Genomic DNA, 11652 nt, shown 5'->3' with positions numbered 1-11652 from the left:
CGCCGTGGCGAGTCCTTGTTTGTATTTGTCTTCTTTATCTTCTTTGTATTTTGTCCCCGCTCCCGTTCCCGATTGCCCCGTCCTGGCTGGGCCGAGGAGCGCAGACGTAGGCGGATCAGGGATCGCGCTTGTCTGAGCGAAGCGAGTTTGCGCGAGACCCCGCCGTAGTCGAGCACCGCAGGTTGCCCGTAGCGAAGCGCAGGGACCCAGACTGCGGGTCGCCTTTTCTTTGCTTACTTTCTTTTGGCGAAGCAAAAGAAAGTGAGTTGCTGCCGGCAACCCCGGCCAGCCGCCCTCAGCAGAGAGAACAGAGGAGGAGCGCACTAAGGCCGGAGCAAGACCCGGCCAGCGTACCCCATCTGCTGCGCAACAAACCCCTCAAACGCCCGCAGCAGCGCCCGATACTGCCCAGCATCCCCTTCAAGCCGAGCCAATGCAGAACAAACCGCCTCCAGCGTGGAAAGCTGCCCCACCTTATGGGCCTTCCGAATCCGGTAGTTCGAAGCCGGCGCCTCGTCCACTGACAGCCGCGGCAACTTCCGAAGCAAAGGATTGAGACGCAGCATCTTCCGGCTCTTGCGCCAGGTAGCATCCAGCACCACCAACCGCACACCCGCCGGATCCTTGAGCCGCTCAGCATCCAGGGCAGCAGGCGCCTCGCCATCCTCCGGCGTGGGCGGATACAGCAGCACGGTATAGGCAGGTGTCTCCCCGATCGCAGCAAGCAAGCCGGCTTCCTCAAACATTTCACCCGTCAGCATCCGGCTGCGCGGCAGGCTCAGGTGCAGCAGCCGGCCGGTGTTTTTGGCGTGGTCCACTTCCATCGGGTGCTGCAGGATCAGCACCTCGGCCGCATGCGCGACCGGGGTGATCCATTGGCAGATGCAGGCGCTTTGCGGCCGCAAGCAGATGGCGCAGCCGGTGCGCCTGGCCGCCTCAGTCACGGGAGCGGGGGCTGTCCGCCTTGTCGTCGGGCGAATAGGCGTTCCTGAGCTGCACAGGCTTGGCGGTCTTGCGACGCATGCGGATGTTGAGCATCTCCACCGCCACCGAGAAAGCCATCGCGAAATAAACGTAGCCCTTGGGCACGTGGTGGTCCAGGCCTTCGGCGATCAGCACCACACCGACCACGACGAGGAAGGACAGGGCCAGCATCTTGATGGTCGGGTGGGTGGACACAAAGCGGCCTATGGCCGGCGCGAACAGCATCATCAGGCCGACCGAGGCGATGACGGCGGCGATCATGACGGCCAGGCTGTCGACCATGCCGACGGCGGTGATGATGGAATCCAGCGAGAAGATCATGTCGACAATCATGATCTGCACGATCACGGCGGCGAAGGTGGCCTTGACGGTGCTGGAGGCGTGGCCCTCCTCGCCTTCCATGGACTGGTGGATTTCACCGGTGCTCTTCCAGATCAGGAACAGGCCGCCCCCGATCAGGATCAGGTCGCGCCCCGAGATTTCCTGCTTGAGCACGGTGAACAGCGGCTCCACCAGCCCGATGATCCACGACAGCACCAGCAGCAAGCCTATGCGCATGAACATGGCCATGAACAGGCCGAGCCGGCGCGCCACTTCCTGCTTGTCCTTGGGCAGCTTGTCGACCAGGATGGAGATAAAAATGATGTTGTCTATGCCCAGCACCAGCTCCAGCGCGGTCAGGGTGGCAAAGGCAACCCAGGCTTGCGGGTCGGTGAGCAGTTCCATCATGTGCGTCTTTCCTGGCGCTGGGCCATCAGCAGGTCTATCCCCGCATACAGTTATTCGGTCAAGAGCCTAAGAACTCGCCGATAGGTTTTAAGTCCTCCACCCGGTCGCAAATCGACTTGACGATCATCAGGATCGGAATGCCCAGCAGCAGCCCCCACACGCCCCACAGCCAGCCCCAGGCAAGCAGCCCGACAAACACCGCCACAGGGTTCATGCGGCTGGCGCGGCTGGTGAGCCAGGGGGTGAGCAGGTTGCCGACCAGGGTATGGATGACCAGCGAAGCCCCGCCCACAGCGAGGGCCATGTTGAGCGAGCCGAACTGCAAGAACCCGACCAGCGCGGAGCCCGTCGCCGTGACCAACGAGCCGACATAGGGCACGAGGTTCAGCACGGCCGCCGCAACGCCCCAGACGGCGGCATTGTTCAGCCCCAGGGCCAGCAGGGCCAGCCAGGTCAACAGGCCCACGATCGCACTGGTCAGCAGCTGCACCTGCAGGTAGCGCTGGATCTGGCCGGTGATTTCATTGAGCGCCTGCAGTGTGATCTTCTTGCTGCTCAGGCTGTCGCCGGCCAGCTTGATCAGCTTGCGCCGGAAGGTGTCGCCCGAGAGCATCAGGAAATACGTCAGGAAGACCACAACGGTGGCTTGGCCCACCAGCGCGATCAGGCCAATGGTGCCGGACCACAGGTAATGCCTGATGTCAAAGCGCGCGGGCTCCACCACGACGCGCATGGCGCCGCGCGTGTTGCCGGGTGCCGAGCTCTCCTGCGCGGCCTGCTCGATCTGCGATGCGGCTTTCTGCACGGTTTCCAGCGCGCTGTCGGAGCGGCCGGTACGCGCCTTCACGGCCAGGCGGAACTTCTGCGCCGCTGCGGGCAGGGCTTCCACGAGCTGCGCGGCCTCGTCGCCGAGCGACCAGGCGGTGGTGCCTATGCCGCCCAGGATCGCCAGCAGGAGCACGGCCGCGCTCAGCCAGCGCGGCACTCGCCTGGCCTCAAACCAGTTGACCACCGGGGAAAACGCGTAGCTGAACAGCACGCCCAGCATCACCGGAATGAAGACGGCCTTGGCCCAGTGCAGTACAAACAGGAAACCCAGGCCTGCCAGCACCACCAGCGACATGTTGCGTATGTCGACCGGCATGTGAAGCAGCAGCCGGTCGGGCTCGGGCAGCGCCGCGTCCGGTCCGGTAGGCGGCGTGCCGGCTTCTTCTTGTGTCATGTGTCCCCCGTATGCGTTTAAGCCGCCGGGCGCGAATAGCGAAATTTCCGCGATGGAAGGCCCAGGTAGTACTTACGAAGATATTCAAACCGGGCCGCCCAGGAAAACGTGTAGGACGCTTTCGCCGGAACGTACCAGCTGTTCAGGCCGGTTCGCAGCAGCAGCTGGTAGCCGTTGGCGCGCATCAGCGCATGCTTGTGGTGGTGGGTGACGTGGTCCTCGATCAGCACCAGCCGGGGTTGCCAGTAGCCGAAGTCGAAGCCCGACAGGGCAACCAGCTCGTGCCCCTCGATGTCGATGGACAGCAGGTCGAAACCGACGGGCGCGCCGTGTTCGCGCAGCATGGTGTCCAGGGTTTCGCAACGCACCGCCACGGTGGAGCGGACCACGGCGCCCAGGGCGATGGGCCGGTCTTCCAGCGTCGAATGCGGCCCCGCGCGGTTCAGCTGCAGCAGCTTGCCGGCGTTTTCAGCGCTGGAGCAGGCCATCTCTATCACCGTGCCCTTGCGACTCTGGCGCAGCAGCGCGCAGCAATCCGGGTCGGGCTCGACCAGCAAGCCCGTCCAGCCCAAGGCCTCCAGGTGCTGGGACTGCGAATCGAGCACGGGATCGTTGGCGCCCACGTCCACATAAAACCCGGTCTTGCCGCCAAAAAATTCGCGCACCAGCTGCTGCTCGACGGCGGGCTGGTTGCTGAAGCGGTGCACGTGGCGCTGGGTGAAGTCGACGTATTGGGACATGTATGAGTAGGGGAAACGGGAACAAAAAAAGGGAAATCCGGGGCCGAGGAAGCCCCTCAGGTGGTGATGGCCTCGCGCACCGCGCTGAGCTGGCGCCGCGACACCGCCAGCAGCTCGTCAATGCCGTTGAGCCGCACCGCCCAGCCCTCGCCCTCCTCGGGGTCGAAATGTTTTTCAAGCGCGCGCACCGCGTGCCGCGCGATCAGCGCATTGCGGTGTATGCGCATGAAGCGCTGGGCGTGGCGCTCCTCGAGCTCGCTCAGCGAGCCGTCCAGGATGTAGCTGCGGCTGGCCGTGCGCACGGTGATGTACTTGAGCTCGGCCTTGAAATAGATCACCTCGGCCAGCGGCACGCGCTCGGTGCGGCCCCGGTCCTGGATGATCAGCATTTCCGCAGCGGCCTGGGCAGGGCCGGGGCGCGCCGCCTGCGCGAGGCGTTCGACTTTCTGCAGTGCCTGCTGCAGGCGCTCCAGGCGCACCGGCTTGGTCAGGTAATCGACGGCCTCGAGTTCAAAGGCCTGCACCGCGTGCTCGGAATGCGCGGTGACGAACACCACGGCCGGCCGCCGCGGCATCGCCGCGATCATCTGGGCCAGCGCGATGCCGTCGGGGCCCGGCATGCGGATGTCGAGCAGCACCGCGTCGAAAGGCTCGCGCTGCAGGGCCTTCATGGCCTGTTCGGCGTCGGCTGCTTCCCCACCCGCCACCGCCGCCGGCGCCTTGCAATCGCCCAGCAGGGTCCGCAGGCGGGACCGGGCCAGCGCTTCGTCGTCCACCACCAGTACCTTGAGTGTCATGCGGGAATCTCCATGCGTACCTGAAATATGCCGTCCTTGAAGACTGTCTTGAATTTCGCCTCGACATCATGCAGCAAAGCCAGCCGCTCCCGTACATTGGCCAGCGCCAGACCATGGCCGCGCTCGCCGGCGCCGGCCGGGGTCGAGTTGGTGACCTTGATCACCACGGTGCTGCCGCGCTTGAGGGTGGAAATCCGCAGCTGCGCGCCGCTGGCGCTGGGCTCCACGCCGTGCTTGACGGCGTTCTCCACCAGCGGCTGCAGCAGCAGCGGCGGCAGCTTGGCCTGGTCGGCGTCGGCGTCCAGGCTCCACTGCACCTGCAGGCGCTCGCCGAAGCGGACCTGCTCGATGGCCAGGTAGCGCTGGGCCRGCAGGATCTCCTGCCCCAGGGTGACGGATTCGGCCGGGTCGGCCAGCGCGTGGCGGAACAGCTCGCTCAGGTCTTCCAGCACGGCTTCGGCCTTGGCCGGCTCGGCGCGCACCAGGGCGATGGCGCTGTTGAGGGTGTTGAACAGGAAATGGGGGCGTATCCGCGACTGCAGCTCGGCCAGGCGCGCCGCCGTGGCCGCCGGCGTGCGCGCCTTGGCGCGCCAGAACAGGCCCGCCAGCAGCACGGCCGACAGCAGGGCGCCCGCCGCCGCGCTGGCCCGCCAGGGCGCCCACATCAGCAGCCCCATCACCGACAGCAGGCCGCAGCCGTACAGGCCCGCGCCCGCGCCCAGCAGCACGCCGGCCGTCCATTGCTGCCAGTTCCTGAGCCGGTTCAGCCGCGACTTGAGGGCGCAGGCCACGATCAGCCAGGCCAGCGTGGCCGGCAGCACCCCGCCGGTCAGCAGGGCAAAACGCAGCAGCCATTGAAGGGGGGTGTCGGCGCCGAACATGGCGGACACGCCCACCACCGCCTCCGCGAACAGCACCGCCCGCAGCACCACGCCGACCTGGCAGGCGTCGAACATGCTGGCGCGCGTGCCGCCGCCGCGCCGCGCGGGCTCCTCGTCGCCGGAGATGACGCTGCCCAGCAGCGTGGATTCCCCGAAATTGTGCGGATCAGGCGAAGGCTTCATGGCGTGCGTGCTTGGATATCGACAAAACGGCGGGAGCGGGCTCCCGGGGATTGGCAGATGGATAAAATCACCCAGATGCCGAGTATTGCACCGGTCGCGCCCCTTGCGGCGGCGGCCTGAAAGACAATCAAGGCCGTCGCCGGCCCGTGCTTGCCCAGAATAGCGCATCCGGCGCCCCGAATCCACAGCCTGCCCGGTACAGCCGGCAAGCTGGCCGCTACCCTTAGAAAGCCCGACGTGAACCAATTCGACAAAAAGTCCCAAGCCTGGTCTGCCCTGTTTTCCGAGCCCATGAGCGACCTGGTCAAGCGCTACACGTCCAGCGTGTTCTTCGACAAGCGCCTGTGGCAGGCCGACATCGCCGGCTCGCTGGCCCACGCCGAGATGCTGGCGGCGCAAAAAATCATTCCCGCGGCCGACTATGCCGACATCCAGAAGGGCATGGCACAGATCACCTCCGAAATCGAGTCCGGCGCCTTTGAGTGGAAGCTGGACCTCGAAGACGTGCACTTCAATATCGAGGCCCGCCTGACCCAGCTGGTCGGCGACGCCGGCAAGCGCCTGCACACAGGCCGCAGCCGCAACGACCAGGTCGCCACCGACGTGCGCCTGTGGCTGCGCGGCGAGATCGACCTTATAGGCGGGCTTCTCACCGACCTGCAAAAAGCCCTGGTCGACATCGCCGAGACAAACGCCGAGGTGATCCTTCCCGGCTTCACCCACCTGCAGGTGGCCCAGCCCGTGAGCTTCGGCCACCACATGCTGGCCTATGTCGAGATGTTCAGCCGCGACGCCGAGCGCATGCAGGAGATCAGGAAACGCGTGAACCGCCTGCCGCTGGGCGCCGCCGCGCTGGCCGGCACCAGCTACCCGCTGGACCGCGAGCGCGCGGCCAAAACCCTGGGCATGGTCGATGAAAACGGCAAGCCACAGGTCTGCCAGAACAGCCTGGACGCGGTGAGCGACCGCGACTTCGCGATTGAATTCACGGCCGCCGCCTCGCTGGCCATGGTGCACATCAGCCGCATGAGCGAGGAGCTGATTCTCTGGATGAGCCAGAACTTCAGCTTCATCCACATCCCCGACCGCTTTACCACCGGCTCGTCCATCATGCCGCAGAAGAAAAACCCCGACGTGCCCGAACTCGCGCGCGGCAAGACCGGCCGCGTGGTCGGCCACCTGATGGGCCTGATCACCCTGATGAAGGGCCAGCCCCTGGCCTACAACAAGGACAACCAGGAAGACAAGGAGCCGCTGTTCGACACCGTCGACACGCTGAAAGACACGCTGCGCATCTTCGCCGAGATGGTGGGCGGCATCACCGTCAAGCCCGAAGCCATGGAAAAAGCCGCGCTGCGCGGCTACGCCACCGCCACCGACCTGGCCGACTACCTGGTCAAGAAGGGCCTGCCCTTCCGCGACGCCCACGAAACCGTGGCCCACGCCGTGAAAGCCGCCACCACGCATGCGGTAGACCTCTCCGAACTGCCGCTGGCCGTGCTGCAGGAGTTCAATCCCAGCATCGAAAARGACGTCTACGACTGTTTAAGCCTGCGCGGCTCGCTGAACGCCCGCAACATCCTGGGCGGCACCGCGCCGGCACAGGTGAAGGCGCAGATCGCGCGGCACCGCGCGCGGCTGGGCTGAACTGAAGCACCGGCGGGATATGTTTTACGCAATTCCGCTGGAAAACCGGCCCACCTGGCGCAACCCGCCATGGCTGACGATCCTGCTGATCCTGGTGAACATGGCGGTGTTCTGGGGCCCGCAGCGCGCCGAGGAAAATGCGCAGAACAAGGCTGCGGCTTTCTATCTTTCGAGCAGCCTGCCGGCGCTGGAACTGCCGGTTTTTGTCGGCTGGCTTGAAGAGACCGGGTCACCCCGCGCACCTGCGGCCAGGCGCATGCTGGAGCAGCGCCGCTACGATGCCCTGCTCGACGGCCTGGAATACGAAAAAACCTTCATGGCGCGCCTGCATGCCGGCCTTGTCGTCCGGCCCGGAAATCCGGCCCATGAGCAGTGGCAGCAGGACAGGCGCCGCTACGAAAAATTGCAGCCAGCCCCCTTCACCGCCCACTGGGCCCAGGACAACAGCAAGGACGCACCGCTGCGTCCCGTGACCTGGATCACCGCGGCCTTCCTGCACRCCAGCACCTCCCATCTCATCGGCAACATGGTGTTCCTCTTCCTGTTCGGCTTCTCGGTCGAACTCGCGCTGGGTCGCGGCCTTTACCTGGCGTTTTATCTCGCGGGCGCGCTCGGTGCCTCGCTGCTGGCAGGCTGGGCTTATGCCGGGCAAGGCGGTTACGGCCTGGGCGCCTCCGGTGCGGTCTCCGCCTTGATGGCCATGTATGCCGTGATGTACCGCCTGCGCCGCATCCGCTTTTTCTACCAGTTGTTCTTCTATTTCAATTACGTCACGGCGCCCGCGCTGCTGCTGCTGCCGGCCTGGATCGCCAACGAGGCGTTGCAGCACGTCGTCGGCGGCAAGGGCGTGGCCTATATGGCGCACCTGGGCGGGCTGCTCACGGGTGCGCTGCTGATGGCCGCGGCGATGCACTGGCGCAAACTCACGCCGCCGCCGGTGGCCGCCGAACAGGCCGGCGACGGCTTCGACCAGCACGTCGCCGAGGCCAAACGGCTGGCGGCCGGGATGAAATTCGACGCTGCCTGCGCGCAATGGCGTGCCGCGGCGAAACTGCGGCCCACCGACGGCGAAGTACTGCGCGCCTGGTTCAACACCGCGCGGCTGCAGCCGGCAAGCGAAGACTTCCACGGTGCCGCGCGCCTCATCTTCCGCCTCGCGACCAGCGACGACGCCACGCTGGAACTGCAGCATGCCAGCTACCGCACCTACCTGGACCAGGCCAAACCCGGCGCGCGCCTCAAACCCGACGACATGGCACGGCTGGCGCGCCGCTTCACGCGCGCCCGCCAGTTCGACGACGCCGACAAGCTGTGCCGCGCGCTGCTCAAAAGCGCTCCGGAGCATTTGGGGCTCGCCGACACGCTGGGTGTCTGCGCCCAGGGCTGGTTGCGCGCGGGGCAGCGCGAGCGCGCCCTGTACTGGCTGCCGCACCTGCAGCGGCTGGCGCCCAACGACATGGCCACGCGCTCGCTGACGCAAGCCTGAGCCGCTACTGAGCCACTTCAGGCAGCCGGCTGGTCGCGCAGCAGCCAGCGCACCTCGCGCGTCGCCTCGCTGTCGGGATAGCGTTCCTCAAGCACGGCCAGCACCGGTCTGGCCATGTCGGCACGGCTCATGCCCTGGGTCAACACCCGCGCGATGAGCTCGTAGGCCTGCGGGATGGCGGCGTGGCCGCGAAAGCGCTTGTCGAAGCTGCGCAGCATGGCCAGCGCCGCCTGCGCGTCGCCGCCGCGCCAGGCGGCGCGCGCCAGGGCCAGGGTCTGCTCCGCATCCTCGAGGACAAAGGCCGGCTCACGGGTACGGCAGTCCTGCCAGGCCTTGACCGCCTCTGCCCCCAGCTCCTGCTGCAGCAGCAGCGCGATCAAACGTTTCGCATGTTCCAGCAGCGTCGGCGTCTTGTCGGCCATCAGCAATACGCGGTGGTAACGCCGCAGCGCGGCGACGTCGTTGGGCCGCACGCGCTGGTCTTCGTAGGCGATGTTGAGCGCGGCGGGGATGTCGCCCTCGGTCACCAGCTCGGCCACCAGCGCGTCGGTCTCCTGGCGTGCGATCTGTTCAGGGCTGCGGCGCTCGGGCGGTGCTTCGTCCGCGCCGGCGCCCGGCAACAGGTCGATCTCGAGCGCCTCATGGTGCTGGTACATCACATAACCGAGCAGGCTGGCCATGACCCAGCCGAAATAAATGAACGAAAAATTGAACAGCGGCACCAGCAGCCACAGGCTGACCCGGGGCAGCAGCAGCGCCAGCGCGACCTGCGCGCCGCTGCTCAGCAAAAACAGGAACAGGCACAGCGCGAGATAAGGCGCGCCGAGGACCTGCACGACACGCCAGATCGCGGCCGGGTTCAGCGAGCGCATCGCACTGCCCGATTGCACCAGGACAATCACGGTTGCCGGAAACAGGAAGGAAAGCACAAAAGTCCCGGCCGTGGCGAGCTTGCTGTTGACCGAGGCCACGAAGCCCAGGACGACCGCCTGCACGACAAAGACGCCGAACAGCTTCCAGGGAAGGCTGCTCCACTCGTCATCCAGCCGCGACGGAAAGTCGCTGGCGCGCGCGATGCCGCGCGAGCCGAGCACCGCCACCTTGAAGCCGTAGCGGCTTGCGGCCAGCAGGATGCCGAGCTCGACCATCACCAACATGAGCACCCGCGGCAGGAAAAAAAGCACTTCGGGCAGCAGGCTGCAAAACGCCAGGAACAGCCCATAGGCCAAAGGCGTGGCCTGGAAGGGAAATGCGAAGAATTTGTTGAGGCGGTGCCAGAAGGGCTTGACCGCGGATTTGCCGGCCGCCATGCTAAAGCGCGCCCTGTGTTGTACCGGACCACCCCACCTGAACGAACGCTCCCATCCCGGCTCCCTGTTGTTGTGCGGTGATTCTAGACGGGCCCCTGTCTTCGCTCCCTCTCCCCCTGGGAGAAAGAGCAAAACCGGAAGCACACTGGATGCCGGTTTTTAAGCCCCACCTAAGTCAGTGCATGCATACTTGTACCTTCTGATTAGGGTCCCCCAATGCGTTTATTGCTGGTTGAAGACGACACCATGATCGGCGAGACGGTTTTGCAGGTGCTGCGCGCCGAGCATTACGCGGTCGACTGGGTGCGCGACGGCCGCATGGCCGATGAGGCCCTGCGCAGCGAGCACTACGACCTGGTGCTGCTGGACCTGGGCCTGCCGCAGCGCGACGGCCTCGAAGTGCTGCGCGCCCTGCGCGCCCGCCGCGACACCACCCCGGTGCTGGTGGCCACCGCGCGCGACGCGGTCGGCGACCGCATCGGCGGACTGGACGCCGGCGCCGACGACTATGTCGTCAAGCCCTATGACACCGACGAGATGCTGGCCCGCATACGCGCGCTGATACGCCGAAGCGCGGGCCGGGCCGAGCCGGCCTTTGAACACAAGGGCGTGAGCCTGAACCCGGCCACACGCGAAGCCAGCCTCAACGGCCAGCCCGTGACCTTGTCGGCCCGCGAATGGGCGGTGCTCGAGCCCCTGCTGGCGCGCCCCGGCGTGGTGCTCTCGCGCGCGCAGCTGGAAGAAAAACTCTTTAGCTGGAAAGACGACGTCAGCAGCAACGCCGTCGAGGTCTACATCCACGGCGTGCGTAAAAAACTGGGCAACGATGTGATCCAGACCGTGCGCGGCCTTGGCTACCTGGTGCCCAAACAATGACAAAGCCGGCCACGCATTCCCTCAGAAAAAGGCTGCTGTGGTTTGTGCTCGCCGCCATCCTGGGCGCGGCCGTCCTGCAAGCCGGCACCGCCTACCGCGGCGCGCTGCGGCAGGCCGATGCGATGTTCGACGAGCACCTGCAGCAGATGGCGCGCTCGCTGCGCAGCGGCGTGCCCCTGAACCTGCCGCTCGAAGAGGCCGACGACGACGACCGCTTCGAGGTCTATGTGCAGATCTGGGGCCTGGACGGCACGCAGATCTTCCGCTCCACCCGCTCGGCGCTGCCGCCGCGCGCGGTGCTGGGCTTTTCCGACGTCGAGGCCCACGGCAACCGCTACCGCGTCTATACCCTGCAGACCGCGCTGCAGACCGTGCAGATCGCCCAGGACCTGGACGCGCGCTCGGCCCGCGCGCGCGCGCTGGCGGTGCGCGCCGTGATGCCTTTTTTGCTGCTGACGCCGCTGCTGATGCTGGCCGTCTGGTGGGTCATCAGCCGCTCGCTGGCGCCCATAGAGCGGGCCAGGCGCCAGGTGGCGGGCCGGCGCGCCGACGATTTGTCGCCGCTGGCCGCCGAAGGGCTGCCCGACGAGGTGCGCCCGCTGGTGGACGAGCTCAACCTGTTGTTCGGCCGCGTGCGCGGCGCTTTCGAGGCGCAAAAACATTTTGTGGCCGACGCGGCGCACGAGCTGCGTTCGCCGCTGACGGCGCTCAAGCTGCAGGCCCAGGCCCTGCGCCGCAACGGCGACACGCCCGCAGAACGCGAGGCCGGCATCGCCCGGCTCAACCAGGGCATAGAC

11 protein-coding genes are annotated in these 11652 nt (G+C 66.4%); 4 read left to right on the top strand and 7 right to left on the bottom strand.

The annotated features are described in order from the left end of the window. Positions 1-323: 323 nt before the first annotated feature. The 6 genes from AC1D0P_RS14105 to AC1D0P_RS14080 are packed head-to-tail and all read right to left on the bottom strand — an operon-like array spanning position 324 to position 5536. Entirely contained in the window at positions 324-944 is a 621-nt protein-coding gene (locus AC1D0P_RS14105; protein WP_477677314.1) for a tRNA-uridine aminocarboxypropyltransferase, read from the bottom strand. Next, on the bottom strand, positions 937-1713 hold the full coding sequence (locus AC1D0P_RS14100) for a TerC family protein (protein ID WP_477677313.1): 777 nt from the start codon (positions 1711-1713) through the stop codon (positions 937-939). The genes AC1D0P_RS14105 and AC1D0P_RS14100 overlap by 8 nt, the downstream gene beginning before the upstream one ends. A 58-nt stretch (positions 1714-1771) precedes the next feature. Further along, the gene (locus AC1D0P_RS14095) at positions 1772-2935 is read right to left on the bottom strand and encodes an AI-2E family transporter (protein WP_477677312.1); all 1164 of its coding nucleotides are present in this window, start codon (positions 2933-2935) and stop codon (positions 1772-1774) included. Positions 2936-2952: 17 nt separating this feature from the next. Further along, a complete protein-coding gene (locus AC1D0P_RS14090; protein WP_477677311.1) occupies positions 2953-3675 on the bottom strand; it encodes an FkbM family methyltransferase in 723 nt (240 codons plus the stop codon). Between the two features lie 56 nt (positions 3676-3731). Beyond that, positions 3732-4472, bottom strand: a complete 741-nt coding sequence (locus AC1D0P_RS14085) for a LytR/AlgR family response regulator transcription factor (RefSeq protein WP_477677310.1) — start codon at positions 4470-4472, stop codon at positions 3732-3734. Continuing rightward, positions 4469-5536, bottom strand: coding sequence for a sensor histidine kinase (locus AC1D0P_RS14080; RefSeq protein WP_477677309.1), 1068 nt, complete (start codon positions 5534-5536; stop codon positions 4469-4471). Before AC1D0P_RS14080 ends, AC1D0P_RS14085 begins: the two co-directional genes overlap by 4 nt. A gap of 237 nt (positions 5537-5773) precedes the next feature. Here AC1D0P_RS14080 and argH point away from each other — a divergent pair, with 237 nt between their 5' ends. Continuing rightward, complete coding sequence (gene argH / locus AC1D0P_RS14075) at positions 5774-7183, top strand: argininosuccinate lyase (protein ID WP_477677308.1); 1410 nt, start codon at positions 5774-5776, stop codon at positions 7181-7183. A 19-nt stretch (positions 7184-7202) separates the two neighbouring features. Further along, on the top strand, positions 7203-8669 hold the full coding sequence (locus tag AC1D0P_RS14070; RefSeq protein WP_477677307.1) for a rhomboid family intramembrane serine protease: 1467 nt from the start codon (positions 7203-7205) through the stop codon (positions 8667-8669). Positions 8670-8686: 17 nt separating this feature from the next. Here the strand turns inward: AC1D0P_RS14070 and AC1D0P_RS14065 are convergent, their stop codons facing one another. Next, positions 8687-9979 carry a tetratricopeptide repeat protein gene (locus AC1D0P_RS14065; protein WP_477677306.1) on the bottom strand — a complete coding sequence of 431 codons (1293 nt, stop codon included), beginning with the start codon at positions 9977-9979 and terminating at the stop codon, positions 8687-8689. A 216-nt stretch (positions 9980-10195) separates the two neighbouring features. Here AC1D0P_RS14065 and AC1D0P_RS14060 point away from each other — a divergent pair, with 216 nt between their 5' ends. Both AC1D0P_RS14060 and AC1D0P_RS14055 read left to right on the top strand, forming a co-directional pair. Then, complete coding sequence (locus tag AC1D0P_RS14060; protein WP_477677305.1) at positions 10196-10855, top strand: response regulator; 660 nt, start codon at positions 10196-10198, stop codon at positions 10853-10855. After that, the coding region (locus tag AC1D0P_RS14055) for a sensor histidine kinase N-terminal domain-containing protein (protein WP_477677304.1) at positions 10852-11652 on the top strand (801 nt) is incomplete at its 3' end. The genes AC1D0P_RS14060 and AC1D0P_RS14055, both read left to right, overlap by 4 nt.

Source organism: Polaromonas sp. P1_G2, assembly GCF_056405515.1.
The sequence above is the reverse complement of the archived record's forward strand: the minus strand, read 5'-3'. Positions and strand labels throughout refer to the sequence as shown.

Bases quoted from the DNA above. Each gene is read 5' to 3' on its own strand.
- AC1D0P_RS14060 (WP_477677305.1), top strand. From the start codon at position 10,196: ATGCGTTTATTGCTGGTTGAAGACGACACCATGATCGGCGAGACGGTT.
- AC1D0P_RS14090 (WP_477677311.1), bottom strand. From the start codon at position 3,675: ATGTCCCAATACGTCGACTTCACCCAGCGCCACGTGCACCGCTTCAGC.
- AC1D0P_RS14100 (WP_477677313.1), bottom strand. From the start codon at position 1,713: ATGATGGAACTGCTCACCGACCCGCAAGCCTGGGTTGCCTTTGCCACC.
- AC1D0P_RS14065 (WP_477677306.1), bottom strand. From the start codon at position 9,979: ATGGCGGCCGGCAAATCCGCGGTCAAGCCCTTCTGGCACCGCCTCAAC.
- AC1D0P_RS14085 (WP_477677310.1), bottom strand. From the start codon at position 4,472: ATGACACTCAAGGTACTGGTGGTGGACGACGAAGCGCTGGCCCGGTCC.
- AC1D0P_RS14095 (WP_477677312.1), bottom strand. From the start codon at position 2,935: ATGACACAAGAAGAAGCCGGCACGCCGCCTACCGGACCGGACGCGGCG.